The organism is Nocardia sp. NPDC005998 (assembly GCF_040614395.1).
Classification (GTDB): Bacteria; Actinomycetota; Actinomycetes; order Mycobacteriales; family Mycobacteriaceae; genus Nocardia.
Window position 1 is genome coordinate 478,645 of the sequence record NZ_JBEXUI010000001.1, and the last position, 26,608, is coordinate 505,252.

25 protein-coding genes are annotated in these 26,608 nt (G+C 66.4%); 11 read left to right on the forward strand and 14 right to left on the reverse strand.

Annotation, left to right across the window (positions count from 1 at the left end):
* Positions 1-61: 61 nt before the first annotated feature.
* Entirely contained in the window at positions 62-652 is a 591-nt protein-coding gene (locus ABZ293_RS02260) for a DUF1003 domain-containing protein (RefSeq protein WP_355176874.1), read from the reverse strand.
* Positions 645-1,961 (reverse strand): CBS domain-containing protein, encoded by a 1,317-nt coding sequence (locus tag ABZ293_RS02265; RefSeq protein WP_355176875.1) that lies wholly within the window; start codon positions 1,959-1,961, stop codon positions 645-647. The genes ABZ293_RS02260 and ABZ293_RS02265 overlap by 8 nt, the downstream gene beginning before the upstream one ends.
* Positions 1,962-2,026: 65 nt before the next feature.
* Between ABZ293_RS02265 and ABZ293_RS02270 the strand changes: the two genes are divergently transcribed.
* Genes ABZ293_RS02270 through ABZ293_RS02280 form a run of 3 tightly spaced genes read left to right on the forward strand, consistent with a single transcriptional unit; the run spans position 2,027 to position 4,073 of the window.
* Entirely contained in the window at positions 2,027-2,983 is a 957-nt protein-coding gene (locus ABZ293_RS02270) for a CoA ester lyase (protein ID WP_355176876.1), read from the forward strand.
* A gap of 12 nt (positions 2,984-2,995) precedes the next feature.
* Positions 2,996-3,487 (forward strand): general stress protein, encoded by a 492-nt coding sequence (locus tag ABZ293_RS02275; RefSeq protein WP_355176877.1) that lies wholly within the window; start codon positions 2,996-2,998, stop codon positions 3,485-3,487.
* Positions 3,488-3,491: 4 nt separating this feature from the next.
* Positions 3,492-4,073, forward strand: a complete 582-nt coding sequence (locus tag ABZ293_RS02280; protein WP_355176878.1) for a suppressor of fused domain protein — start codon at positions 3,492-3,494, stop codon at positions 4,071-4,073.
* 9 nt (positions 4,074-4,082) lie between these two features.
* Here ABZ293_RS02280 and ABZ293_RS02285 read toward each other — a convergent pair whose 3' ends face one another.
* Positions 4,083-5,159, reverse strand: a complete 1,077-nt coding sequence (locus tag ABZ293_RS02285; protein WP_355176879.1) for a magnesium and cobalt transport protein CorA — start codon at positions 5,157-5,159, stop codon at positions 4,083-4,085.
* Positions 5,160-5,221: 62 nt separating this feature from the next.
* Here ABZ293_RS02285 and ABZ293_RS02290 point away from each other — a divergent pair, with 62 nt between their 5' ends.
* From ABZ293_RS02290 to ABZ293_RS02305, 4 genes are all read left to right on the forward strand, one after another.
* Positions 5,222-6,076, forward strand: a complete 855-nt coding sequence (locus tag ABZ293_RS02290) for a PHP domain-containing protein (protein WP_355177134.1) — start codon at positions 5,222-5,224, stop codon at positions 6,074-6,076.
* Positions 6,073-6,339: a hypothetical protein gene (locus tag ABZ293_RS02295; protein ID WP_355176880.1), complete on the forward strand. Its 267-nt coding sequence runs from the start codon at positions 6,073-6,075 to the stop codon at positions 6,337-6,339. The genes ABZ293_RS02290 and ABZ293_RS02295 overlap by 4 nt, the downstream gene beginning before the upstream one ends.
* A gap of 51 nt (positions 6,340-6,390) precedes the next feature.
* The gene (locus ABZ293_RS02300; RefSeq protein WP_355176881.1) at positions 6,391-8,013 is read left to right on the forward strand and encodes an FAD-binding protein; all 1,623 of its coding nucleotides are present in this window, start codon (positions 6,391-6,393) and stop codon (positions 8,011-8,013) included.
* A 446-nt stretch (positions 8,014-8,459) separates the two neighbouring features.
* A complete protein-coding gene (locus ABZ293_RS02305) occupies positions 8,460-9,647 on the forward strand; it encodes an NADP-dependent malic enzyme (RefSeq protein ID WP_355177135.1) in 1,188 nt (395 codons plus the stop codon).
* Between the two features lie 59 nt (positions 9,648-9,706).
* On the opposite strand, the gene ABZ293_RS02310 is transcribed toward ABZ293_RS02305, so the two are convergent.
* From ABZ293_RS02310 to ABZ293_RS02330, 5 genes are all read right to left on the reverse strand, one after another.
* Entirely contained in the window at positions 9,707-10,123 is a 417-nt protein-coding gene (locus tag ABZ293_RS02310; protein WP_355176882.1) for a CBS domain-containing protein, read from the reverse strand.
* Positions 10,124-10,469: 346 nt separating this feature from the next.
* Complete coding sequence (locus ABZ293_RS02315; protein WP_355176883.1) at positions 10,470-11,186, reverse strand: ABC transporter permease; 717 nt, start codon at positions 11,184-11,186, stop codon at positions 10,470-10,472.
* Positions 11,183-11,851 carry an ABC transporter permease gene (locus ABZ293_RS02320; RefSeq protein WP_355176884.1) on the reverse strand — a complete coding sequence of 223 codons (669 nt, stop codon included), beginning with the start codon at positions 11,849-11,851 and terminating at the stop codon, positions 11,183-11,185. Before ABZ293_RS02320 ends, ABZ293_RS02315 begins: the two co-directional genes overlap by 4 nt.
* Positions 11,848-13,044, reverse strand: coding sequence for an ATP-binding cassette domain-containing protein (locus ABZ293_RS02325; protein ID WP_355176885.1), 1,197 nt, complete (start codon positions 13,042-13,044; stop codon positions 11,848-11,850). Before ABZ293_RS02325 ends, ABZ293_RS02320 begins: the two co-directional genes overlap by 4 nt.
* Complete coding sequence (locus ABZ293_RS02330; protein WP_355177136.1) at positions 13,005-13,889, reverse strand: ABC transporter substrate-binding protein; 885 nt, start codon at positions 13,887-13,889, stop codon at positions 13,005-13,007. The genes ABZ293_RS02325 and ABZ293_RS02330 overlap by 40 nt, the downstream gene beginning before the upstream one ends.
* A gap of 259 nt (positions 13,890-14,148) precedes the next feature.
* Between ABZ293_RS02330 and ABZ293_RS02335 the strand changes: the two genes are divergently transcribed.
* The 3 genes from ABZ293_RS02335 (at position 14,149) to ABZ293_RS02345 (ending at position 17,540) form a co-directional block, all read left to right on the forward strand.
* Entirely contained in the window at positions 14,149-15,054 is a 906-nt protein-coding gene (locus ABZ293_RS02335) for a glycine betaine ABC transporter substrate-binding protein (RefSeq protein WP_355176886.1), read from the forward strand.
* Between the two features lie 154 nt (positions 15,055-15,208).
* Positions 15,209-15,961 (forward strand): PadR family transcriptional regulator, encoded by a 753-nt coding sequence (locus tag ABZ293_RS02340; protein ID WP_355176887.1) that lies wholly within the window; start codon positions 15,209-15,211, stop codon positions 15,959-15,961.
* A gap of 97 nt (positions 15,962-16,058) precedes the next feature.
* Positions 16,059-17,540: a DHA2 family efflux MFS transporter permease subunit gene (locus ABZ293_RS02345; protein WP_355176888.1), complete on the forward strand. Its 1,482-nt coding sequence runs from the start codon at positions 16,059-16,061 to the stop codon at positions 17,538-17,540.
* Between the two features lie 88 nt (positions 17,541-17,628).
* Here the strand turns inward: ABZ293_RS02345 and ABZ293_RS02350 are convergent, their stop codons facing one another.
* Both ABZ293_RS02350 and ABZ293_RS02355 read right to left on the reverse strand, forming a co-directional pair.
* Complete coding sequence (locus tag ABZ293_RS02350) at positions 17,629-19,449, reverse strand: molybdopterin-dependent oxidoreductase (protein WP_355176889.1); 1,821 nt, start codon at positions 19,447-19,449, stop codon at positions 17,629-17,631.
* Positions 19,450-19,506: 57 nt separating this feature from the next.
* The gene (locus tag ABZ293_RS02355) at positions 19,507-20,061 is read right to left on the reverse strand and encodes an ABATE domain-containing protein (protein ID WP_355176890.1); all 555 of its coding nucleotides are present in this window, start codon (positions 20,059-20,061) and stop codon (positions 19,507-19,509) included.
* 88 nt (positions 20,062-20,149) lie between these two features.
* On the opposite strand from ABZ293_RS02355, the gene ABZ293_RS02360 reads away from it, so the two are divergent.
* The gene (locus ABZ293_RS02360; RefSeq protein ID WP_355176891.1) at positions 20,150-21,028 is read left to right on the forward strand and encodes an alpha/beta hydrolase; all 879 of its coding nucleotides are present in this window, start codon (positions 20,150-20,152) and stop codon (positions 21,026-21,028) included.
* Between the two features lie 173 nt (positions 21,029-21,201).
* Here ABZ293_RS02360 and ABZ293_RS02365 read toward each other — a convergent pair whose 3' ends face one another.
* The 4 genes from ABZ293_RS02365 to ABZ293_RS02380 all read right to left on the reverse strand — a co-directional run bounded on the left by ABZ293_RS02365 (position 21,202) and on the right by ABZ293_RS02380 (position 26,577).
* Positions 21,202-22,992 (reverse strand): long-chain fatty acid--CoA ligase, encoded by a 1,791-nt coding sequence (locus ABZ293_RS02365; RefSeq protein WP_355176892.1) that lies wholly within the window; start codon positions 22,990-22,992, stop codon positions 21,202-21,204.
* Positions 22,993-23,176: 184 nt separating this feature from the next.
* Positions 23,177-24,103, reverse strand: a complete 927-nt coding sequence (locus ABZ293_RS02370) for an alpha/beta hydrolase (RefSeq protein ID WP_355176893.1) — start codon at positions 24,101-24,103, stop codon at positions 23,177-23,179.
* A 51-nt stretch (positions 24,104-24,154) separates the two neighbouring features.
* A complete protein-coding gene (locus tag ABZ293_RS02375) occupies positions 24,155-25,012 on the reverse strand; it encodes an SDR family NAD(P)-dependent oxidoreductase (RefSeq protein WP_355177137.1) in 858 nt (285 codons plus the stop codon).
* A 23-nt stretch (positions 25,013-25,035) separates the two neighbouring features.
* Complete coding sequence (locus tag ABZ293_RS02380; RefSeq protein ID WP_355176894.1) at positions 25,036-26,577, reverse strand: NAD(P)/FAD-dependent oxidoreductase; 1,542 nt, start codon at positions 26,575-26,577, stop codon at positions 25,036-25,038.
* Positions 26,578-26,608 lie beyond the last annotated feature (31 nt).

Consider the following 26,608-nt stretch of genomic DNA (forward strand, 5'->3'; position numbering starts at 1 on the left):
GCGGCTCGGGACAACGCCGTCTAGGTTACCCGCGGGTCAGAACGTTGTTGAGCATTTCCTGTCAATCGTCAGCAACTGGCGGTGAAACCGGAACCGTGCCCTGCTTTCGGCCGGAGCTTTTCTTGCGATTACCCTTTGCGGGTTTATCCGACTGCGACTCGCGATCCGGGGCCTCGGCGGCCTCGATCCGTTCCAGTACCTCTCGCATTTCCTCCAGTTCGCGGCGGACATAGTCGCGCGTAGCAACCTCGCCGATCGCGATCCGCAGCGAAGCGAGTTCGCGGGCAAGGAATTCGGTATCGGCCTTGGTCTGGGCGGCCCGGCTCCGGTCCTCCTCCAGCGACACCCGGTCGCGGTTGTCCTGTCGGTTCTGCGCCAACAGGATCAGCGGTGCCGCATAGGCGGCCTGGGTGGAGAACGCGAGGTTGAGCAGGATGAACGGGTACGGGTCCCAGCGCAGCGTGATCACGAAGATGTTCAGCAGGATCCAGATGACCACCACGATGGTCTGGATCGCCAAATAGCGTCCGGTGCCGAGGAATCGGGCGACCCGCTCGCTGGAGCGGGCCATCGCCTCGGCGTCGTAGTCGAAGCGGAACCGCGATTCCACCGGCGTCTCGAGGCGCTGACGCGCTGGACTCTTCTCACTCACCGTCGGCTGTCCCCTCATGTCTCGCGGCCGCCTCGTGCGCCATATCGTGCGTATCCTCCTGCTCGCGCCAATCCTCCGGCAGCAGATGGTCGAGCACATCGTCCACGCTCACCGCGCCGAGCAGGTGGTTCTCCTCGTCCACGACCGGTCCGCAGACCAGGTTGTAGGTCGCGAAGTAGCGGGTCACCGCGCCGAGCGGGACATCTGGGCGCAATGGGGCCAGATCGGTGTCGAGAATGCCGCCGACCAGATGTGCCGGAGGTTCGCGCAAAAGTCGCTGCAAGTGGACCGAGCCGAGAAACCGGCCGGTCGGTGTGGCGGTCGGCGGGCGCACCACGAACACCATGGAGGCCAGCGCCGGTGTCAGATCCGGGTTGCGCACCCGGGCCAGCGCTTCGGCGACGGTGGTGGCCGGGGTGAGGATCACCGGTTTCGGGGTCATCAGACCGCCCGCGGTATCCGGCGAGTGTTGCAGCAGTCGGCGGACCGGTTCGGATTCCTCCGGATCCATCAGTGCCAGTAGCGATTCCCGCTCGCCCGTCGGCAGCTCGCCGAGCAGGTCCGCGGCATCGTCGGGGTCCATGGCCTCGAGCACATCCGCGGCTCGGCCCACCTCGAGGTGGCCGAGCAGATCGACCTGATCGTCATCGGGAAGTTCCTGCACCACGTCGGCGAGGCGCTCGTCGTCGAGCGCGACCGCCACTTCGACGCGCCGCTTCTCCGGCAGTTCGCGTAGCAGATGTGCGACGTCGGCGGGACGCAGGCCCTCGAACTGTTCGAGCAGTTGGGTGACGTCCTGGCCCGGCCTGCCGATTTCGTATGGGGTCAGCCCGCTGACCTGGGTCCAATCCACCACGTGCACGGCACGGCGGCGCCCGAGCCGGCGATGTCCGCGCACCGCGACCCTGGTCACCCGCCAGTCCCTGGTCCGGGTCTGTTCGATGCCGAGATCGACAACGAGCACATCGACATCCGCGACATCCGGCAGATCCGGATCGTCAACGCGCACCGAGGAATCGACGATCTGCGCGAGCGCGAGCATTTCGCCGGGCCGCTGGGTGAAGCGGCGCAGGCTAACCGTGCCGGTATTGAGCGCGACAGCACCGGGTTCGATGGTGGTGACCCGCAGCATCGGCACGAAAATCCGTCGCCGGGACGGCAGTTCGACGACAAGGCCGTGCACCCGCGGCTGCTGGCGGTCGTAGCGGATGGCCACGACAACGTCACGGATGCGGCCGATAGACTCGCCGTCCGGGCCGAGTACCACCAGCCCGGCAAGTCTGGCGACGTACACCCTGGTTGCTGCCATGGCTGTCAGGTTAGAGGGTGCGCGGACCGGTATTCGCACCATGCCCACGATCGACGGGAGTGATCATGAAGCCGCGCCGCTCGGTGCTCGCCTGCCCCGGTAGCAGCAAGAAGATGATCGATAAGGCCAAGGGGCTACCGGTCGACGAGGTATTCCTCGATCTGGAGGACGCGGTCGCGCCCGCGGCCAAGGCCGAGGCCCGCGCGAATATCGTGGCAGCGCTGAGCGACTCCGGCTGGGGTAGCCAGCTGCGGGTGGTGCGGGTCAACGACTGGACCACCGAATGGACCTACACCGATGTGATCACGGTGGTGGAAGGTGCGGGTGCGGCCCTGGACGCGATTTTGCTGCCGAAGGTCACCGATGCGGGTCAGGTGCGGGCACTGGATCTGCTGCTCACCCAGTTGGAGAAGGCGAGCGGGCTAGAGGTCGGCCGGATCGGTATAGAACCGCAGATCGAAAACGCACTGGGATTGCGCAATATCGATGAGATCGCGACCGCGAGTCCGCGGGTGCAGGCACTGGTCTTCGGTCCGGCCGACTTCATGGCCAGCATCAATATGCGCACATTGGTGGTCGGCGAACAGCCGGAGGGCTATGACACCGGCGATGCCTACCACCACATTCTGATGACCATCCTGCTCACCGCCCGCGCGCACGGACTGCAGGCAATCGATGGCCCCTACCTGCAAATTCGGGATATCGATGGATTTCGCAGGGCGGCCGGACGCACCGCCGCGCTCGGTTTCGACGGCAAATGGGTGTTGCATCCCGGACAGATCGAGGCCGCGAACGAGATCTTCAGTCCGCGCCAGGCCGATTACGATCGCGCCGAGCTGATTCTGGATGCCTACGCCTTCCACACCTCCGAAAAGGGCGGTGCGCGCGGTGCGGTAATGCTCGGCGACGAAATGATCGATGAAGCCAGCGCCAAGATGGCTCAGGTAATCGCCGATAAGGGCCGGGCGGCCGGGATGACGCGAACGACGCGTTTCACACCCCCGAACACCGGTTCGGAATAGCAGAATAGAGATATGACGAATCCCTTGGGGAACTCGAATCGCGCCCGCCAGGGCCTGCCGACGCCGCCATCGGGCTGGCCGGTCGGCTCGTATCCGACCTATGCCGAGGCGCAGAAGGCGGTCGATTTCCTGGCCGACAACCAGTTCCCTGTGCAAGACGTGACCATCGTCGGCGTCGACCTCATGCAGGTCGAACGCGTGCTGTACCGACTGACCTGGGGCAAGGTGATCGGCGGCGGAGTGGTTTCGGGCGCATGGCTCGGCCTGTTCCTCGGCCTGCTGCTGAGCCTGTTCACCACCACCGGCGGTTTCGCGCCGGTGCTGGTCGGCCTGGTCGGCGGCATCATCTTCGGCGTCATCTCCACCTCGATCCCGTACGCGGCGACCAAGGGACAGCGCGACTTCGCCTCCACCATGCAGTTGGTGGCGGGCCGCTATGACGTGCTGTGCGACCCGAAGTCGGCCGAGCAGGCTCGGGACATGCTGGCGCGGTTGGCGATCTGAGCGCATGGAAGTAGTGGAGAAGGTCCGCACCGAGGTGCTGGACCACTTCGGTGTGGCATCGACGGGTGTCGACTCCGCGTCGGTGACCTTCCTCGGGTTGGAGCCCATCGAGATCCTGCGCATACCGGGCGAGGAGCTGGTGCACTACGTAACCCTCGGCGGCTCCCGCCATCCCATGGGCGATCCCGGTGACCTGCACGCCGATCCGGTGCGCGGGCCGCGGGCCGAACTGGTGTTGACACTGCGCGCGGGAGTCGGCGCGAGCTCGGGGCTGGCCCGCACACTCGGTGTACTGGTCGCGGCGCCAGCCGTGGAAGGCGTTGTGCTGCAAGCCGATGCGCTACTCGACCTCGGCGAGCCGATGTGGCGCAATGCGCCGTTCACCGCGGTGTTGTTGGGCGAGAGCGACATTCCCGAGGTGGTGTTGCCCGAGCCCGCCGAGCCGGTGCGGTATTTCGCGGTGGTACCGGTGACCGCGACCGAGGCGGCCTGGGTGCGGGTGCGCGGTGCGCAGGCGTTGCGCGAGGCCTGGGCGGAGGCGGGTATCGATGTGCACGATCCCGCGAGAGGCGCTGCGGCATTGTAGGTCCAGGCGTCAGAGCCAATTGTTGCGGTGGAAGTTGACGTACAGTCCGGTGCAGACCGCTGCGATGAGCAGCAGCACGGCCGGATAGCCCCAGACCTGTTTCAGCTCCGGCATATGCTCGAAGTTCATGCCGTAGATCCCGGCGATCATCGTCGGCACCGCGGCGATCGCGACCCACGCGGAGATCTTGCGCATATCGGTGTTCTGCTGGACACCGACCTTGGCGAGTGCGGCGGTGATCAGTGCGCTGAGCGCCTCGTCGAAATCGTTGATCCGCTCGGCCACCGCCGTGTGATGATCGGCGACATCGCGGATATATCGCCGAACCTCCTTGGGCAACGGCATTCCGGTGTTGCGGCCGAGTGCTTCGAGCGCGGTCCCGAGCGGATTCACCGCGCGCCGTAGCTCAACGACCTCACGCTTGAGCTGATAGATCGATTCGACGGACACTTTGCTGCGCGGGGTAAAGATCTCCTCTTCCATCTCGTCGATATCGTTCTCGACCGACTGGGCGACCTCGACGTAGGAATCCACGACGTGATCGGCGACCGCGTGCAGCACCGCACCGGGGCCGTACCCGAGTTGCTCGGGTTGGCTCTCCAATTCCTTTCGGACACCGGCTAATCCGGTGTGCTCGCCGTGCCGGACGGTGACCGCGAAATTCGGTCCGGTGAAGACCATGATGTCGCCGGTCTCGACGATCTCGCTGATCGAGTGGATTTCGTGCGGGACATAGCTGACAGTGCGCAGTACGAGGAACAGGGTGTTGTCGTAGCGTTCCAGCTTCGGTCGCTGATGGGCGTGGATGACGTCTTCCACGGCCAGCGGATGCAGATCGAAGGTCTTGGCGATATCGGCCATCTGGTACTCGTCCGGGTCGTGCAGTCCGACCCACACGAATCCGGTTCCGCGGTTGCTGACCTCGGCCATCGCGTCGGCAGGACTGAAGTGGCCGGGCAGTCGCCTGCCGTCGATGTAAACAGCGCAATCGACCACCGCACGCGCGGTGGGGACGGGGATATGGGGCAACGGCGTGCGCGCTCGGCCCTGGCCGCGGAACGACGGTAGCGGCGGAATAGATGGCACCGCTCGATGCTACGTCGGCTGCGCCTGCGGCTCGCGACGAGCGGCACGGTATGAAAGAAGGCGTGCGCATCGACCTGCATACCCATTCGACCGCGTCCGACGGCACCGATACCCCGGCCGAACTCGTCCGGAACGCGGCGGCCGCGGGACTGGACGTCGTCGCGATCACCGACCACGACACCACCGCGGGGTGGAGCGAGGCGGTCGACGCGCTGCCGAAGGGGTTGACGCTGGTCCGCGGCATGGAAATGTCGTGTATCGGCCTCGGCGAGGACGGGTGGCCGGTTCCGGTGCACCTACTCGCGTACCTCTTCGATCCGACCGATCGGTCTTTCGCCGATGAGCGTGAGCGCCTGCGCGCCGAGCGGGTCGAGCGTTTGCGCGCGATGGCCGAGCGGATGCAGGCCGACGGACTACCGATCGATCCGGACGCGGTGCTGGCCTCTGCCGGACCGTCCGCGGGCCGCCCGCACCTGGCGCGTGCCCTCGTCGAGGCCGGAGTGGTGCCGAGTGTGGACGCGGCCTTCACCGAATTGCTGGCCCCGCACGGTCGCTACTACGCGGAAAAGGCCGATACGCCGCTGCGCCGGGCCATCGAGATGATCGCAACCGCCGGTGGCGTCAGCGTGCTCGCGCATACCAGGGCGCGCAAGCGGGGCCGGTTGCTCGCGCTCGACGAGATTCGCGAACTCGCCACCCTCGGACTCGGCGGGCTGGAAATCGCGCATCCGGACCATTCCGCGGCCGACCGGGCGCTGCTCGTCGATCTGTCCGCCGAACTCGGCCTCATCACGACCGGATCGTCGGACTATCACGGCGCGAACAAAACCATCCGGCTCGGTGAATTCACCACCGATCCGGCGCAATTCGAGGAACTTGCGGGCAAAGCCACGGGAGTGCCGGTGATCGCCTCGTGAGAGTGCTGCGCGGACTCAGCGGAATTGTTGCCGGTGGGATGTTCGTGCTCGCCCTCGTCGTTGTCGGTACCGCGGTCATCGCTGCTCGGCGCGATTTTCCCGGACCCGGTGGGGAATCGGTGACATGGCATGTCGCCGCATCCGTGATCGGTGTCGGCGCACAGATTTTTTCGGATCGGCATCGGGGTTTGGCTGCTTTTTCCGGATCGATGGTCGTTTTCATCGTCGCCGGATTATTGCTCTGGACGCAGTGGTGGAGCTGATATCTCGGTAATGGTTGCGGCTACGTGAATTGTGGTCGAACATTTCTCTTTGTGACGGAATGCGAGACGGATGTGCTCGTCCTCGGCGGCGGTCCCGCCGGGGTTTGGGCCGCCGTCTCCGCCGCCACCGCGGGCGCTCGGGTGGTACTCGTCGACAAGGCACGCTGTGGTGCCAGCGGACCCACCGCATGCGGGACGACATCGCTGTGGAATATCCCGCCGGGACCCGCCAGGGACGATGCGGTGCGGCGCGCCTATGCGCACGGCGGCGGACTCGCCGAACCGGAGTGGATGCTGCGGGTGCTCGACGAGACGCATCGGCGGGTCGAACAGCTGGCCCAGTGGGGCTATCGGTTTCCAGGGGAGGGCAGTGGCCCCGATGCCAGGGGGCCATCGTTGCGCGTCTACCTGGACGGCATGAGCTACCTGCGCCGGATGCGCCGCAGCGTGCTGGACGCGGGGGTGCACGTGCTCGATCATCATCCCGCGCTGCAATTGCTCGTCGATCGCGACGGTGCGGTCACCGGTGCGGTCGGCGTGCAGCAGCTCAATGGTTTTCGCCCGTGGACCATCCGGGCCGGGGCCGTTGTCGTCGCCACTGGCGGCTGTGCCTTCCTGTCCGGGGGCGCGGGCACCGATGTCGATACCGGCGACGGACTGCTGCTGGCCGTCGAAGCGGGCGCGGAATTGTCCGGGATGGAATTCTCCAGCGCCTACGGACTTGCGCCGGTGCTGTCCGCATCCCGCGATGCGGCGTTCGCACCCGGGCTGGCATTGCATTTCGCGACGCTTTACGACGAATCCGGCGCGCAGATCACCGGTCATCGTGCCGCGGCGTTCGCCGCGATCGCCGATGGCCGCCGGATCTACGCCGCATTGGAAGATGTGCCGTACCCGGTCCGGCGCTGGCTGTCCCGGCAGGGCCTGGTCGACCGCACCCGCCGGGTGCCGCTGCGCGCGGTGCTCGAGGGCACCGTGCGCGGGACGGGCGGGCTGCGCATTGCCGGGGCGGACTGCGCGACCACGGTGGCCGGACTCTACGGCGCGGGCGATGTGATGACGCGCGAGCCGATCACCGGCGCGGTCAGCGGCTTCGGCGGTCAGGGCGGAGCCTGGGCCATCGCCTCCGGGGTATGGGCGGGTAAGGGTGCGGCCCGGTTCGCGCGCGGTCGCGGCCGGACCGGGCTGGTGCGCGAGCTGGCGGGTGCCGGACTGAACCCGGTGGCCCGCATTGATCCGCGTGCGGTGGTCGGGCTGGTACAGGAGCACACACTGCCGCTGCGCCGCAGCTACTGGCGCAGCGCGGGGAGTCTGCGCGACAGCATTGCCGAGCTCGACGCCATGTGGCCGGGCGCCGAATTCGATCTGGGCGGATTCGGCGCGGATCGGCTGCGAGCCAGGCAGGCGGCGGCACTGCTGGCGGTGGCGCGCTGGACCAAATACAGTGCCCTGGCGCGCACCGAGAGCCGCGGGATGCACCGGCGCACCGATCATCCCGGCGCCGCGGCGGATTGGCGGGTGCGGTTGACCTCCGGCGGGCTCGACACGGTATGGGTGCGATCGGACCCGCGCCAGCCGGCTGCGCAACTCGCCGCCGTGCCCGAATTCGCCGCGGTGCTGCCCGAACCCGAGGCCGGTCCGGATCTCACCGCGGCCGATCCGGTCCCGTTGTGACAGCTCACGGGATACCGCTACCGAACTGCGAGTTTCTGCTTACCCCCAGGTAATTCGGACGACCTACCCTCGAAAGATGACGCTCGGCCGGGACACGACACGCCGGTTTGGCAATGCGTCGTCCCGGCTGGCAGAATGTTCCGGATTCCCGCCTACGCCACCGCCGGGTTCGGGAACATCGGCGATCTCCGCCTCGCGACGCACCGTCGCGTCCCGAGGATCCCCCCGCACGTTCTATCCGGACACACCCGTTCGGCCCTCGCTCTGCGGATCAGTGCCGCGCCACATTTCGGTATCGGACCGTCGGTCTTTCGACGCCTGCGGTCCGACTCGAAACACCCCGGTCAGCGCACTCGATGAGCGTATGAATCAGCCAATACCCATTACCCGGCGGTAACCCGTCCCCCGGTTTGTCCGACCCGAGCAGGAGTGAAATCGTGTCATCTGTGACTGACGCACCGAATGCCACTGCAAGCCTTTCTGAAATCACGCACGACGAGATTTTCGCGGGACATCTCGGTGGCAAACTATCGGTCGAACTCACCGCGCCGCTGGACACCCAGCGCGACCTTTCCATCGCCTACACCCCGGGCGTGGCGAAGGTCAGCCTGGCCATCGCGGAGGATGAGGCGCTGAGCAAGCGCTACACCTGGACCGACCGTTTGGTCGTCGTGGTGAGTGATGGCACCGCGGTGCTCGGTCTCGGCGATATCGGCCCGCGTGGCTCGTTGCCGGTGATGGAGGGCAAGGCGGCGCTGTTCAAGAAGTTCGCCGGACTGAACTCGATTCCGATCGTGCTCGACACCAAGGATGTCGACGAGATCGTGGAGACGATCGTCCGGCTGCGCCCGAGCTTCGGCGCGGTGAACCTGGAGGACATCTCGGCGCCGCGCTGCTTCGAGATCGAACAGCGGCTCATCGAGGCGCTGGACTGCCCGGTCATGCACGACGACCAGCACGGCACCGCCATTGTGGTGCTCGCCGCCCTCAATGGTGCGGCCAAGGTGCAGGGCCGTGCCATCGACGATATGAAGGTCGTGGTGTCCGGTGCCGGCGCCGCCGGTGTGGCGTGCACGAACATCCTGCTCGCCGCGGGTGTCAAGGATGTGACCGTGCTCGATTCGAAGGGCATCGTCAGCCGGGACCGCGGCGACCTCAACGAGGTGAAGGTCGAACTGGCGCAGCGCACCAACCCGCGCGGGCTGACCGGTGGTGCGGCCGAGGCGCTGGCCGGTTCCGATGTGTTCCTCGGACTTTCCGCGGGCACCATCGCCGAGGAACTGATCGCCTCGATGGCGCCGGAGTCGATCGTGTTCGCCATGTCGAACCCGAATCCGGAGATCCACCCGGATGTCGCGCACAAGTACGCCGCGATCGTGGCCACCGGGCGCAGCGACTTCCCGAACCAGATCAACAATGTGCTGGCCTTCCCCGGCGTCTTCAAGGGTGCGCTGGACGCGGGCGCGCGCCGGATCACCGAGGGCATGAAGATCGCCGCCGCGGACGCCATCCTCAGCGTGGTCGCCGATGAAATCAGCCCGGACAAGATCGTGCCGAGCCCGCTGGACCCGCGCGTCGCCCCGGCTGTTGCCGAGGCCGTCGCCGCCGCGGCCCGCGCAGAGGGTGTCGCGTAGCCTGATCTCGCAAATACGGGGCCGTTCACAGTGCTGAACGGCCCCGTATTCGTTGTGCGTCAGTGCGGTACGGAGACGGCCGAGACGAATTTCGCGACTTGGGCGTCGGTGAGGTTCTTGGCGATATCCGATTCGCAGATCATGCCCACCAGGCGCTTCTTGGCATCGACCACCGGGAGCCGCTTTATCTGGTCCCGCTCCATCATGTTGAGCACTTCGCTGACGTCGGCGTCGTCGGATACCCAGCGCGGCGTGCCCTCCGCCAGATCACCGGCCCGGACCTTGCTCGGATCATGGCCCATCGCAACACATTTCACAACGATGTCACGGTCGGTCAGCATGCCGACCAGCCGGTCGTTGTTGCCGATCGGCAGGGCGCCGACATCCAGCCTGCGCATCATCTGCGCGGCCCGGTCCAGCGTCTCGTCGGCGGGAATCCATTCCGCATCGGCGTGCATGATGTCGCGAGCCTTCATGGAGCGACTGTTCACAGCAAACCTCCTCGTCTCAGGTGAATGAACCCGCAGGACCCGAGGTTGCGCAGGAACTCGACACGGTCGGTCACAGTTGCGCCGGGCATCCATGGGTGACGACGACTCCTACGGTCTCGTCACATAGTGACTCCGATCACAGTGTTGGTCAACGCGGAGTTGCTGATGGTCTGCTGTCGGTGCAGCAAGATCGCGGTATATCGGCCTGAGCTGCGTTCACGCCATACGCCGCGATAGTCGGCGCTACGGGTTATCGACAACTGAGCTTCGGGGGTGTGCAACAGGGCAGCTATCGATTGCCGCTGCTGTCAGGGCGAGAACTGACCGTCGTTCACTCCGAGGTTTGCATGATGGCGGCCGGTGTGACTATCGCACGGTTCGTGCGGCGCAGGCGGCCGGTACCGGGGGCGCTGACCCAGACCGCGAAGGCGAGCAGGCCGTCCATGAGCATGGCGAGGGCGGCGACCAGGAGGGCGCCGACCAGGACGCGGTCGTAGCGGTAGACCGCGATGCCGTCGAAGATGTAGCGGCCCAGTCCGCCCAGGTTGACGAAGGCCGCGATGGTCGCGGTGGCGATGACCTGGAGGGTGGCTCCGCGCAGGCCGGTGAGCAGGATCGGCAGTGCGTTGGGCACTTCGACGCGGAACAGGATCTGGCGTTCGGTCATGCCCATGGCGCGTGAGGCATCGACGACATCGGCTGGGACATTGGCGATTCCGGCGTAGGCACCGGCCAGCAGCGGCGGAATGCCGACCGTGACCAGCGCGAGCAGCGGCGGGATCAGCCCGAGGCCGAGCAGCAGCACCAGGAAGGTGAGCAGGCCGAGGGTCGGCAGGGCGCGCATGGCATTGGCGAATCCGACGAGTACCGCCGAACCGCGGCGGGTGTGCCCGATGACCAGGCCGAGCGGCAGCGCGACCGCCGCGGAGAAGACAATGGTCAGGAAGCTGTACCAGAGGTGCTCGCCGATGCGGTGGTCGATGCCCGCCGGGCCGTTCCAGTTCGCGCCGTCGGTGAGGTAGTGCCAGGCGTCGATGAAAAGGTTCATGCGGCAGCGCCTTTCGCCTTCGCGGCCCCGGCGTCGGCGCGCACCCACGGGGTCGACCAGCGGCCGAGGGCGTATACGAGCCGGTCGAAGATCAGCGCCAGCGCGAGGGTCACGATGATGCCCGCGATGATCTCGTCCGGATAGTCGCGCTGATAGCCCTGGGTGAAGAGTTTGCCGAGCCCGCCGACGCCGATCAGCGCACCGACCGAAACCATGGCGATATTGGTGACCACCACGACCCGCAGGCTGGATACGAAAACCGGTATGGCCAAGGGCATATCGACGGTCAGCGTGCGGCGCAGCGAACTGAAGCCGACGGCGTCGGCGGCATCGATGACGGTGGGCGACACTGAATCCAGCGCCGTCGGCACCGCGATCACCAGCAGCGCGGTCGAGTAGACGGTGAGCGCGATGATCACATTCAGCGGGTCGATGGTCGTTATTCCGGCCAGCGGCGGAATGATCACGAACAGCGCCAGTGACGGAATGGTGTAGGACAGGCTGGCCACCGTCACCGTGACCCGCCGCAGCCAGGACACCCGGCGTACCAACGCCCCCACCGGAATCGCGATGATCAGGCCGAGTGCGAGCGGCGTCAGCGCCAGGTACAGATGAGTCCTGGTGAAACCCATGATCTCGGCGAAGTTGTCGATCAGATATCTCATGCGCTCTCGGTCTCGAAGAAGTGCCGATTGCGCTCGTCATCCTCCGCCGTGCGCTGCCCGGCGAGCTGTTCGAGTACCTCGGGAGCCCGGATGCCGCCACGTGCGGCACCCGAATCGTCCACGGCGACACCGATTCCCGACGGAGACGAGATCGCCGCATCCAAGGCCTGCCTGAGGTCACCGCCCGGTGGGAACAGCGAGCCACCCGCGGCGATGCTGTCGTGCAAGGCCCGGCCGGCCCGGATGCCCTCGACGCCGGTGACATCGATCCAGCCGCGCGGCACTCCGGAATCGGTGACCACCAATACCCATTCGCCGCGTTCCAAGCGAAGTTCGGCGAGTTCGGATTCGGTCGCGGTGTGAATCTCGTGCAGTACCAGGCTGTCCGCGTTGCGGAACGACAGTGCGCGATAGCCGCGGTCGCGTCCGACGAATCCGGCCACGAAATCGGTTGCGGGCGCGGCGAGTACGCGTTGTGGTTCGTCGTACTGCTGCAGAATGCCGCCGGGGCCGAAGACCGCGATCCGGTCGCCGAGTTTGACCGCCTCATCGATATCGTGGGTGACGAAGACGACGGTCTTGTGCAATTCCGCCTGCAGGCGCAGCATTTCGGCCTGCAATTCCTCGCGCACCACCGGATCGACCGCGCTGAACGGTTCGTCCATCAGCAGCACCGGCGGATCGGCGGCCAGTGCCCTGGCCACCCCGACGCGCTGCTGCTGGCCGCCGGAGAGCTGGGCCGGGTACCGGTTGGCCAGCGAGCGGTCCAACCCGACCCGGTCCAGCACCTCGAGTGCGGCCGCCCGGGCGGCGCGGCGCCGAACCCCTTGCAGCACCGGCACGGTCGCGACATTGTCGATGACGGTGCGGTGCGGCAGGAGTCCGGCGCTCTGGATCACGTAGCCGATACCGAGCCGCAGCTCGACCGGATTCACCGTCGAAATATCTTCGCCGCCAACAGCGATGGTGCCCGAACTGGGCGTGATCATCCGATTGATCATCCGCATCGAGGTGGTCTTGCCACAGCCCGACGGTCCGACGAAGACGGTGAACGAACCGGATTCGATGCGCAGATCGAGTTCGGAGACGGCGTGGGTGCCATCCGGATAGGTCTTGCTGATCCGGCTGAATTCGATATCGGACACGCTGGCTCCTACTTGGTCGGCGTGTTCAGCCCCTGGGCGGTGACCCATTGCTGTGCCGCGGCCTTGGGTTCGGTCTTGCTGTTCCCGGAGACCGCCTCATTGAGCTTGATCAGCTCGTCGGTGGTGAGTTTCGCGGAGACGGCATTGAGCGCGGCGAGCGCCTTATCTGTCTTCTTGGCGGCAGTGAACAGCGGCACCACATTCTGGGCCGGGAAGTTGTGCTTCGGATCCTCGAGCACCACCAGGTTGTTCTGCACGATCGCGGGGGAGGTGGTGAAGATATCGGCCGCGGTCACCGTGCCGTCGACCAGCGCGCGCACGGTCGCCGGGCCGCCGCCGTCGGCGATCGGCACGAAGTTGTTCGCGGCGATATCGAGGTTGTAGTTCTTCTTCAAACCGGGCAGGCCGCCTGCGCGCTCTTGGAATTCGGCAGGCGCGCCGAATTTCACCTCGGCCGAATGCGCCGCCAGATCGGCGATGCTGTGCAGGTTCCAGCGCTCCGCGGTGGCCTTGGTGACCACGACCGCATCGGAGTCCTGACCGGGTGCCGGGGTGCCGATGGCCAGATCGGAGCCGACCGCCTTGGCGAGTGCGGTGTCGACGTCGGCCGAGCTGGTCGCGGTGGCGTTCTTGTCCAGATACTGCAGCAGGTTGCCGTTGTAGTCCGGGATCACCGAGATCGCGCACTGGCGCAGCGCCGGGATGTAGGCCTCGCGGCTACCGATATTGAACTTGGTGTCGACCTTGAATCCGTTGATGCGCAACACTTCCGCGTAGATGTTCGCGACCGTCTCGGACTCCGGGAAGTTCGCCGAACCGACGGTCAGCCCGTCGCCGTCACAATTGCCCTTGGCCGCAAGCGGATCGGAGTTGCCGCAGGCGGACAGGATCATGGCGGCGGCCAGTGCCGCGGCGGCGACGAGAACGCGGGCGGTGCGCAGCGTCAGCCGCAGCGCGAACCGCCCGTGCCTCGCGGCATCGGGGGTGATCGTGGATTTCACTGGAGTCCTTCCGGCATGGACGGGCGGTGCAAGGAGCCGTGTACGCACGGCCACCCGGTACATTCTGGTAGTTCATACTGCCCGTTGCATGGTGTTCCTGTTCGCTACGGAGAGTTGGTGTCCCCGGATGGTATTGGCCGCGTCGAGGCGGATGCTGGCACGACTGATGGTCGTGACGGCCGTCACGCTGGCCGTTTCCTGCGGAAACGACGATCCGGGACCGACGATAGCGGTCGGCGCGGGCGATTCGATGGAATCAAATCTGCTTGCGCAAATTTATGCGGGGGCGCTCGCGCGGACCGGTGCGCGCACCTCGGTGGCCGCAGATCTCGGTCGCCGGGAGGACTATCTGGCCGCATTGGACGCGGGCACTGTGACGGTGGTCGGTGAACACAGTGGCGAACTACTCACCTTTCTCAACGCCGGGGCACAGGCCCGCAAGCCGGAGGTCACCACCGATGTGGCGGACACGTCGACGGCGGCGCGGCTGTCGGTGACCGAGGAGTTGAACCGGTCGCTGCCGCAGGGGCTCGCGGTATCCGATCCGGCCGACGGTACCGATATGCGATCCCGGGTGCTGCTGACCGAGGCCGCGGCGATCCGCGATAACGTGCGATCGGTCGGCGCGCTCGCGCCGCGGTGCGATGCGATCGAAGCCGGGGTGGCACCGGTGCCGGATGTGCTGTCAGCGCCGGGCCCGGTGCGGATCGCCGGTTGCGATTTCGCCGGGACCAGGCCCTATCCGGATGCGGCTGCGCTGCGAAAAGCGTTGTTGGACGGCGAGATCCAGGCCGGAATCCTGACCGGGCCATCCGCTTTGGTCCCCGGTGCGACCGACGGGCTGACGATTCTCACCGACGCCGACTACGCGGTGCGTGCCGAGAATGTGCTGGCGGTCTACCGCACGGGTCTGCTCGACGATCGGCAGATCAAGAAGCTGAACTACGTCGCGGGTGAGCTGACGACCGATGAGTTGGCGCAGATGATCCGCAAGGTGCGCGATGGCGCGAATGCCGCCGAGGTGGCCCGAGCCTGGTTGGACACGCACGCGCTCTAGCCGCGTTTCATCGGTAATCCCCGGTCACGACGACCCGAGCGGTTCACGCTCGGGTCGTTTGTTATGTCGCCCATCACATTTCCGTCAGATAGCGCCCTCTTGTGGCGAGACTGATCCGCGCCGTATATTCCACGTGGAGTATTTGATGTGGAGTATGTCGGCGGCTGCGGCTAGCGTGCGTGCTCTCGGACTCGATATGTGGGAGGTGACCGAAATGGGGCAGCACGCGCGCCCTACGGTGACGCCATTGGCGATCGCCGTGCTCGCGCTGCTCGACGAGCGGCCCATGCATCCCTACGAGGCGTTTCAGCTCTTGATCGCCCGTCGTGAGGACATGTTGGTGAAGGTGCGGCCGGGCTCGCTCTATCACACGGTGGCGCGGTTGGCCGATCAAGGATTGGTATGCGCCGAGGGCGTCGACCGGGACGGGAACCGGCCGGAACGCACCATCTACCGGATCACCGAAAGCGGCCGGGAGACATTGCGTTCCAGGATTGCCGAAATCCTGCGCAATCCCGCGCGGGAGTATCCGGTGTTCCCGGTCGCGCTCCAGGAGGCACACAACCTCCCCGCGCAGGAGGTGCTCGCGTTATTGCGCGAGCGTGTGGAGAGGTTGGCGCATGACCTCACGGACGTGGAGATGATGAGTCAGTGGGCGGGTGTGCATGCCGTGCCGCGTCGCTACTGGATCGTGCTCCCGTATCTACACGCCACCATCACGGCCGAGATCGCCTGGGTCAACAACCTGATCTCCGAACTGGACAGCGGCGAGATGGAGTGGGAGGAATTCGATCCCGACACCGGCGTTCGGATCGCCGAGCACGAGCACCCCTGGTCCGCTGCCGCAAATCCCGAACCGCCCCCGGTGCCGCGCGACTGGTCCGAGACCAGCGCGTCACCGCCCTGATGCGCATCGGTGTGCGCGAGGCCAATGGCCGCGCACCCGGCCGACCCGACCTGTCCTGCGTCATCGCGAACAGACATCCGAGATTGGAACCGAATTCATGACCACCCAACGCAATCCGTGGCTAGCGCTGTCAGCGCTGGTTGTCGGCTTCTTCATGATCCTGCTGGATATGACCATCGTCGCGGTTGCCAATCCGGCGATCATGAAGGATCTGCAGGCCGACATCTCCCAGGTGATCTGGGTGACCAGTGCCTACCTGCTGACCTACGCGGTACCGCTGCTGGTGACCGGCAGGCTCGGCGACCGTTACGGGCCCAAGAACCTGTACCTGGTCGGCCTGGCCGTCTTCACCGCAGCCTCGCTGTGGTGTGGTCTTTCCGGATCGGTCAGCATGCTGATCGCCGCGCGGGCCGTGCAGGGACTCGGCGCCGCGATGATGACGCCGCAGACCATGGCGGTCATCACCAGGACCTTCCCGCCGGATAAGCGCGGTGCGGCCATGGGTCTGTGGGGTGGCGTCGCCGGTCTCGCGACGCTGGTCGGTCCGATCCTCGGCGGTGTGCTGGTCGACGGGCTCGGCTGGGAGTGGATCTTCATCGTCAATGTTCCGGTCGGCATCGTCGCCTTCGCGCTGGCGGTATGGCTGGTGCCCTCGCTGCCCACCAATGAGCACAAGTTCGACGTCCCGGGTGTCGTGCTCAGCGGTATCGGTCTGTTCCTGCTGGTATTCGGTATCCAGGAGGGCAATACCTACGACTGGTCGTTGCGCATCTGGTTGATGATCGGCGCTGGCCTGGTTGTGCTCGCGGTGTTCCTGGTGAACCAGTCGCGCAATACCGGCGAGCCGCTGCTGCCATTGGGGCTGTTCCGCGACCGCAACTTCGCGCTATCCAATGTGGGCATCGCGGCGATGGGCGCGGCGGTCACCTCGATGATGGTGCCCTTGTACTTCTACCTGCAGGCTGTGCGGGAGATGTCGCCCACTAGGTCGGCCCTGGTATTCGCGCCGATGGCGATCCTCACCGGCATCAGCGCGCCGATCATCGGCAAGATCTCCGATCGGTTCCACCCGCGCATCGTGCCGACCATCGGATTCATCGGGTTCTCGGCCTCGGTCTTCTGGTTCGCGGCCGTGATGTCGCCGCATTCGTCGATCGTGTGGTTACTGCTCGGGGCCGCGCTGGCGGGTGTCGCCAACGCCTGCATCTGGGCGCCGCTGGCTTCCACTGCCACCCACAACCTGCCGATCCACCTGGCCGGTGCGGGTGCGGGTATCTACAACACCACCCGCCAGGTGGGTTCGGTACTCGGCAGCGCCGCGATCAGCGCCCTGGTTGCGGCCCGCATGACCGCCAACGGTCTCGGCGGCGGCAAGATCTCCGAAGGCGGTGCGGGACAGGGTCCGATCCCGGAATTCGTCAAGGACGCCTTCAGCACCGCCCTCAGCCAATCCGTCCTGCTCCCCGCGGGCATCCTCTTGATCGGCGTCATCGCCTCGGCCCTGTTCGTGCGCCACGGTCAGTCCGCCGCACCCGGCCCGAAGACCGACCTGGCCAAGTCCGACTCGGTCGCCGCCTGAGTTGTCGGTGCTGCGCCCCGCTGGCCGATCGGTCCGCGGGGCGCACGCGATTCTCGAGCGGAATCGTTGGCGGGCGGCTGACTTCGGATCAGCCGACGGTGACCGTGGTGGTGGGGTATCCGGTGGCGCCGTCGGGGACTACGGCGCGGCGTTCTTCGGTTTGGGTTTCGCCGGTGCCGTCGGTGGCGCGGGCGCGGATGGTGTGGGTGCCGGCGGTGGCGTTCCAGTCGTAGACCCATTGGCGCCAGGTGTCGATGGATTGTTCGGCGGACAGGCGGGCGGGTTGCCATGGGCCGCTATCAATTTGGACTTCGACGGCCCGGATGCCGCGGTGCTGGGCCCAGGCGACGCCGGCGATCGCGGTGCTGCCCGGTTGCAGCTTGGTGCGGGCGCGGGGAGTGTCGATGCGGGTGCCGGTTTTGATGGGGCCGAGGGCGGACCAGCCGCGGCGGGTCCAGTAGGCGGTCGCGCGGTCGAAGCGGGTGATCTCCAGTTCGGTGACCCATTTGGTGGCGGAGACATATCCGTAGAGACCGGGCACGACCAGGCGGGCCGGGTAGCCGTGCGCGACCGGGAGGGGTTCGCCGTTCATGCCGACGGCCAGCAATGCGTCGCGGCCGTCGGTGAGGACGGCCAGTGGGCTGCCCGCGGTGAAGCCGTCGATGCTGTGCGACAGCACCATATCGGCGTCCGGGTGCGGCCCCGCCTCGGCGAGCAGTTCGTCCAGGCGGTAGCCGCGCCAGCGCGCGTTGCCGATCAGATCGCCGCCGACCGGATTCGATACACATGCCAGCGTCACCAACGTCTCGACCGGTGTGCGCTTGGCGAGATCGGCCCAGCTGAGCTGGATTTCGCGATCCACCATTCCGTGAATCCGCAATGACCAATCGTCGATGGAGACCTGCGGCACGATGAGCGCGGTATCGATGCGGTAGAAGTCGCTATTGGACGTCAGATACGGCGTCAGTCCCGGCAGCTTCAGATCCGCGTCGGGTGCGAGCGATACCGTGGGCCCACTCGGCTCCGGCAGCTGGATCGCCGCCCGCTCACCGGACACATCCCGCCGCCGCACCCCGATCAGCCGTCCACCCACCCCGCTGAGCAACGCCAACCCACCCGCAATGGCAATGCCCTGCAATATTTGTCGCCGCTGCGGCATGGCCGCGGTTCCGGTCGTCGAACTCTCTGCCCCGGCGGGTTTCGGCTCGGCCGCTGCGGCGCCAGCACTGGCCGGAGGGGCTTCCGGCGCACTCGCATCGGAGGAATCATCTTGATCCGCACCGATTCTCGGCTCCGCCGATGCAGCAGGTGCCGCAGTACCGGACGCGGCAATGCCGCTTGCCGCGTGCTGGGTCGAGGCATCATCGGCTGCCTGATCGCCGGCTCCGGAGGCCAGCGGTTCGGCCGCATCGCGGCGCACCGCGTCATCGCGGGATGCGACGACTGATGTCGGGGTAGGCGGTCGTACGGCTTCCTTTGCGGCTGCCGCGTCGTCGATGTAGGCGGTCAGGACCCGGAGGGCGTAAATGCCTGCGGCGACGCCGATTACGGTGGGCCAGGCGGAGGAGAAACCGTTGCGGCCGATGGCGATGGTGGCGGTGAGCAGGCCGAGGGCCGCCAGCAGCCAGGTTCCGCGGGGGTGCGCTGTGCGCTCGATGGCGCCGATGAATCCGGCCACGAGTACGGCCACGAGCGCCATACAGGCGAAGAGCAGGGTCTTGTCGTTGGTGCCGAAGGTCTGGATAACCCATTCGCGCAGGCCGTCGGGGGTGTGGTCGATGACGGTCGAGCCCAGAGCGTTGGCGGGTGTGCTGTCGGGGCCGGCGAAGGCGGCGACGAGTTCGGCGACGCCGAGTGCCAGACCGGCGGCGACGATGCCCGCCGTCACCCGAAAGCGCAGTTCAGCCATGGTCCGAGCGTACTGCCGGGCGCGGTCGGGGAGTGTGACCATTCGGTGACGTGAATATCAATCGGCCTTATGCCGCTGGTAGTAGCGGGCAACGCGGACCCGATTGCCGCAGCGGTCGGGTGAACACCAGCGCCGCCGCGGGTGGGCGGGCAGGAACAGCAGGACGCAATCCTCGGCCGCGCAGCGCCTCAGCTTGCCGATCGATGGGTCGGTGAACAGGTCGATGGCGGCCTCGGCCAGCACGGCGGCCAGTTTTTCGGCTGACGTGCCATTGCGGCGCGTGGTTGCGGTGACCGCATTGCCGTCCCAAGCCAGCTGCCGGATGGCGGGCGCGGCAGCCTGGGCGGTATTGAGTGCGCGCAGTGTGTCGGCGGGCGGGCGGCGATCGTGCAGGAGTGCGTCGAGCACGGAACCGGTATGGTCGCGCACCGCATGCACCGCGGCGAGGTCGGCGGCGGTCGGATGCGCTACGGCCAGCTCCGGAAGCCGTGCGGCTTGCAGTGCAAGCCAATTCGCGAGGTGCTCCGGGGTATCCAGCAGATCGGTGCCGGTCGGCCGGGTGTTGACCAGGTCCAGTGCCAGCGGCTCGCCGATCAGCGGGGCTTCGTTCATATGACTAATGGTACATCTTCCGATTGACACATTAGTGAGGGATCGGCTAGAACTAATGCATCATCACGGAGAGAAAGCATGTGAAGCCATGATCGAGCTGCCAGCCGTCCAGCACCGCCGCATCGATGTCGACGGTGTCGAGGTCTTCTACCGCGAATCGGTCCCGCCCCGCGCCGACGCTCCGGTGCTATTGCTGCTGCACGGTTTCCCGTCGGCCTCGCACCAGTTCCGCAGGTTGTTCGATGTGCTCGGCGCGCAGTACCGGCTGATCGCCCCGGACTACCCGGGCTTCGGAAATACCACCGCACCAGCCGATTTCGAGTACTCCTTCGACCGACTGGCCGATGTGGTCGAAGGTTTCGTAGAGCGGCTCGAACTGCGCGAGTTCGCCATGTACATCTTCGATTTCGGCGCTCCGATCGGCCTGCGCATCGCGCTGCGCCACCCCGAATGGATCAACGGGCTCATCGTCCAGAACGGCAACGCCTACGAAGCGGGACTCTCGGACCTCGCCCGCGACTTCACCGCACTGCGTCCCGAACAGGAAGGAGCCGAGGACACCATCCGCGGACTGCTCACACTGGAAGGCACCCGCGGTCAGTACGAGCAGGGCGTCCCCGATCCGACCGGGCTCACCCCGGAATCATGGATCCTCGACCAGTACTTCCTCGACCTCCCCGGCCGTAAAGAGGCCCAGGTAGCCCTGGCCTTCGACTACAAGTCGAATGTCGCCGCCTACCCGCAGTGGCAGCTGTGGCTGCGCAAGCACACCCCACCCGCCCTGATCGTCTGGGGCTCGAACGACCCCTTCTTCCCCGAACCCGGCGCCCACGCGTACCGCGCGGATCTCTCCGACGCCGAACTGCACGTCTTCGATACCGGTCACTTCGCCCTGGAGACGCACCTGCCCGAAATCGCATCGCTGATCGCCGATTTTCTGGACCGGCTCCCGACGCGGGAGCGCTGAGCGCGTTCGCCGATCCCGTTGTCCGCCACTATGTCTCGGGCATCGGCCGCAGCGCCGGTTCCGGACTCGCATCAGCCGGGGAATGAGCGCTCGGGGCCACAGTTCAGTGTGCCGCGGTAACAAATGCGAAGGCGCCGCCCGCAATTCGCGGACGGCGCCTTCGAAACTCGGCGTCAGCCGTAGATCTTCTCCACTTCGGACGCGTACTGCTTCATCACCACGGCCCGCTTCAGCGACATCTTCGGCGTCAGCTCGCCGGTCTCCTGCGTCCAGTCGACGGGCAGGATGCGGATCTTCTTGATCGCCTCGGCATGGGAGACCTTCTTATTGGTCTCGGCGACCGCGGCATTGACCTCCGCGACCAGCGCGGGGTTCTCGATCACCTGCTCGATCGGGGTCTCGGCGGTCAGGCCGTTGCGTTCCTTCCAGCCGGGCAGCGCCTCCGGGTCGAGGGTGATCAGCGCGCCGACGAACGGCTGTCCGTCGCCGACCACCATGACCTGGCTGATCAGCGGGTGCGCGCGCAGCGAATCCTCCATCAGCGCGGGGGAGACGTTCTTGCCGCCCGCGGTGACGATGATTTCCTTCTTGCGGCCGGTGATGGTCACGTATCCGTCGCCATCGATGGCGCCCAGGTCACCGGTCTTGAACCAGCCGTCGGTGAAGGCCTCCTCGGTGGCCTCGGCATTGCCCCAGTAGCCGTTGAAGACGACCGATCCGCGCAGCAGCAGTTCGCCGTCCTCGGCGATCTTGACCGCGTGGCCCTCGATGGGCTTGCCGACGGAGCCAACGCGAATGTTCTCGGGGGTGTTGACGGTGACGGCCGCGGTGGTCTCGGTGAGGCCGTAGCCCTCGTAGATGGTGACGCCGACGCCGCGGAAGAAGTGGCCGAGGCGCGCGCCGAGCGGTCCGCCGCCGGAGACCGCGGCCTCGCACTGGCCGCCGAGCGCGATGCGCAGCTTGCCGTAGACGAGCTTGTCGAACAGGGTGTGCTTGGCCTTGAGCACCAGCCCCGGCCCGCCATTGTCGAGTGCCTCGCTGTAAGCGATGGCGGTCTCGGCGGCCGCGTCGAAGATCTTGCCCTTGCCGCCGTCATGCGCCTTCTGCTTGGCGCCGTTGAAGACCTTCTCGAATACGCGTGGCACCGCGAGGATGAAGTGCGGGCGGTAGCTGCCGAACTGTTCGACCAGAGTGGACCAGTCGGAGCTGAATGCGACGATCACCTTGGCGTCGAACGCGGCCAGCGTGACAGCACGCGCGAAGACGTGCGCCAGCGGCAGGAACATCAGCGTCTTCTTGCCCTCGGCGACGTACTTGCTCAGGGCGAGCCGGTCGGACTTCGACTCCGCGTAGAGGTTCGAGTGCGAGAGCATGACGCCCTTGGGGCGGCCGGTGGTACCCGAGGTGTAGATCAAGGTGGCCGGGGATTTGGCATTGACCTCGGCCCGGCGCGCGTGCACGACCGCGTCGTCGAGGTCCGCGCCGCGCGCGATCAGCTCATCGACCGCGCCCTTATCGATCTGCAGTGTCTCCTTCAGATCCGGCAGCGCGCCCGCCTCGATCTCGTCGATGACCCTGCGGTGCTTATCGCTGTCGACCACCAGCAGTTTGGTGGCGGAGTCCTGCAGGATCCACTTGGCCTGTTCGGCGGCCGAGCTGTCGTAGATCGCGACGGTGCAGCCACCGGCGGCCCACACGGCGAAGTCGAGCAGCACCCATTCGTAGCGGGTCGGGGCCATGATGGCGACGCGGTCGCCGAGTTCGAGACCCGAGGCGATGAGGCCCTTGGCTACCCCGGTGACCGCCTTCGCGAATTCCGCTGCCTTGATATCCCGCCAACCGCCATCGCCGGTGACGTTGAACAGCACCGCGCCGGGCGACTGCTCGGCGTGCCGGAAGACGTTATCGGAATTATTCGCGTCTTCCGGGATGGTGTAGGAAGCCGGGACTTCGAACTCTCGCATCAGTGCCCTTCCACGTGGGTTTACTCGTCAGTAATTTACGACACCTGTGACCGGGACGTCACTCCGGCCACCGAAACACCGGTCCGGTTCGGCATCGGCGGGCCGGTCGAGGTCCGGTCGGACCCGGTGGGACGGAGTCGGTCTTGCGTGTCGTACGTTTGAACGAGCGCAGGTGAGACACTGTCTATCCTAGGTCGCGCAGGGCAACCGGCTGGATGGCTTCCCGCAGGAAGTCGGCCAATTCGGTCAGTGCCGCCGCGGCCGGTCCAACGAGCGCGGCCTGCAGCTGCGCGACGTGCCATAGCCCCTTGCTCTCGGTGAACCGGGTGGGCACGCCCGCCACCCGCAGCGCCGCAACGAATTCGACACATTGGGCATGCAGCATTTCGCTGATATCGACCTGCACGTACGTCGGCGGCAATCCGGCCAGCACACCGTGCAGCGGCGCGTAGCCGGTGTCCTTGCCATCGCCGTCGCCGAGATAGGCGGCGGCACAGGCGCGCGACCACGGCCGGTTGATGACCAGATCGCGGGACTGCTCGGGGACCTGATTCGGGTCGACCCACGGCGCGATCAGGCCGAGCGCGGCCGGGGTGTACCCGTGCCCGGCGATCAGCCGCTGTGCGGTGGCCAGCGATAGTCCGCCGCCCGCCGAATCCCCCGATAGCGCGATCTGTTCGGGTCGGTAGCCGATATTGCCGACCAGCTCCAGGAAGGCCGCTTCGGCGTCGTCGAGTCCGGCCGGGAACGGGTGCTCCGGTGCCAGTCGATAGTCGAGAACATAGACGGCGCAACCGGTTTCGTGAGCCAGCCGGGCGGCAAGCGAGCGGTGCGTCGCAAGCGATCCGATCGCGTAGCCGCCACCGTGCAGGTAGAGCACGGCACCCCTGGTGCGGCTCGGCAGCTGCGAACCCGCGGTGATCCGTTCCGCGGGCCTGCCGCCGAGCCGGAGCCGGTGCACGGTCGTATTGGAGGGCAGGAACTGCGCGTGCGAACCGATATCGAGCAGCAGGCGCTGCAGCTGCCAGGGCAGCCGCGCGTTCAGCGTGATACGGAAGATCGGGCTCAGCAGCGTCCGCGCGATGGGCAGCGGAATATTGATGTCACGCATGGGTTTTCCTCGATTCCCGGCGTCCGCGTCCGGACGCCGGGGCAGCAGAGCTCAGGGCAGGATGCGACGGTTCACGACGGCGGCGATGCGCTGATAGCCGGAGGCGGTGACCCGGACGAACAGGTCCAGCACCTTGGCCTCCCAGCCGATCAGCACTCGGCCGTGACCCTTGCCGACGCCCTCGGTGATGGTCTGGGCGGCCATCTCCGGCGTGTGAATGGCCAGCTTCTTGTCGAACATCGATGCCGCGCTGGCACCGTCGACGCCATCGGCGTAGGTGGCATTGCGGGCAACGGCGGTCTTGATACCGCCGGGATGCACACAGGTCACCTTGACCGGATGCTTGCCGACCAGCATCTCCTGGCGCAGCGATTCGGTGAAGCCGCGCACCGCGAACTTGGCTGCGTTGTAGGCACTCTGGCCCGGCACGGCGATGAGGCCGAAGAGGCTGGAGACATTGACGACGTGGCCATCGCCGGATTCGATCAGCAGCGGCAGGAACGCCTTGGTGCCATTGACGACGCCCCAGAAGTCGACGTCCATGATGCGCTCGATGTCCTTGAACTCCGAGCGGATGACCTCGCCGTGGTAGGCGATGCCCGCATTGTTGTAGATCTGGTGCACCGTGCCGAAGTGCGCCTTGACGGCGTCGGCGTAGCGCAGCACCGCTTCGCGCTCGACCACATTCAGCCGATCGGACTTGATCTCGGCCCCGTATACCTCGCAGCGGCGCACGGTCTCGGCCAGGCCGTCGGTGTCGATATCGGAGAGCGCGAGTTTCGCGCCGCGCCTGGCCAGGTTCTCGGCGAGGGCGCGGCCGATGCCGGAGCCCGCTCCCGTGATCACACAGACCTTGCCCTTGAAGTAAGCATCATTGCGCCCGCCCGTGGCCCGACCGCCGCCCCCCATGGAATCGCTTCGCGATGCTGCATTCACTGTGCTGCCACCACCTCGAGGTCGTTGCTGGATGTTTCGACGGTCGCGGTCTCGTAGGCGGAGACATCGAAACTCTTTGTGAGCCTACGGAATTCAAAGGTGAAGTCCGGCCACAGCGTGGTGTTGTTGCCGTGCTTGTCCAGGTACCAGCTGGCGCAGCCGCCGGTGCTCCATACGCCCTTCACCAGTTTGCGCTGTAACTCCTTGTTATAGGAGTCCTGCACCTCGCGCTTCACCTCGACAGTACGCAGGCCGAGGCGATCAAAGGTGGACAATGCGTCGGCGATGTAGTTGATCTGTGATTCGATCATGTACACCATCGAGGTGTGGCCGAGGCCGACATTCGGGCCGAGCAGGAAGAACATATTCGGGAAGTTGGCGACCGTCGAGCCCTTGTAGCCCTGCTGGCCGATCTCGTCGAACACCTCGGCCAGGGTGCGGCCGTCCTTGCCCGAAATGGTGTTGTAGGTCGGTGAATCGGTGACGTGGAAGCCGGTCGCCACGATCAGGGCGTCGATCTCGCGCTCGGTGCCGTCCTTGGTGACGATGGAGTTCGCGCGCACCTCGGCGATGCCGTCGGTGATCACGTCCACATTCGGGCGGCTCAGCGCCGGGTAGTAGTCGTTGGAGATCAGCATGCGCTTGCAGCCGATGCGGAAGCTCGGAGTGACCTTCTCGCGCAGCCGCGGATCGCGGATCTCCAGCTGGAGCTTGGCCTTGGCGAGCAGCTCGAAGGCCTGCATCAGCGCGGGGACCTTGGCGAGGCCGACGACCTGGGTCTCGCGCGCCGCGTAGATGGCGGCGCGGGATAGGCGCTGGAAGCCGGGAATGTGCCGGAATGCGAGCCGCTCGGGCAGCGTGTAGGGGCGGTCGAAACGGGGGAGCAGCCAGGGGGCGGTGCGCTGGTAGACGTCCAGGTGGGTGACATCCGGCGCGATGGACGGCACGATCTGGATGGCGGAGGCGCCGGTGCCGATGATGGCGACGCGCTTGCCCTTCAGGTCGGCGGCGTGGTTCCAGCGGGCCGAGTGGAAGATCTCGCCCTCGAAACCGTTGATGCCCTTGATATCCGGCAGTGCCGGTTCGCAGAGCGCGCCGACCGCGGAGACCACGGTATTCGCGGTGAAGCTGCCCTGAGTGGATTCGATATGCCACAGGTCGGTGGCATTGTTCCAGCGCGCGCCGGTGACGTCGCAGTTGAACAGGTGCTTGTCGAGGACGTTGTACTCGCGCGCGACGCCCTGGATGTACCGCTGGATCTCGCCCTGCTTGGAGAACGAGCGCGACCAGTTCGGATTCAGTGCGAATGAGTACGAGTACAGATGCGAAGGCACATCGCAGGCGGCGCCGGGATAGGTGTTGTCGCGCCAGGTGCCGCCGACATCGCTGCCGCGTTCCAGCACGAGATAGTCGTTGCGGCCCTGCTGGCTCAGCCGGATCGCCAGGCCCAGACCGGCGAAACCGCTGCCGATGATGATGGTCTTGACGTGGCGGGCTGGCCGGTCATCGACAGCTTTGTCTGTAACCTTGCGACTCATATAAGGCAGCGTACGGTCTTATTGAGCACGA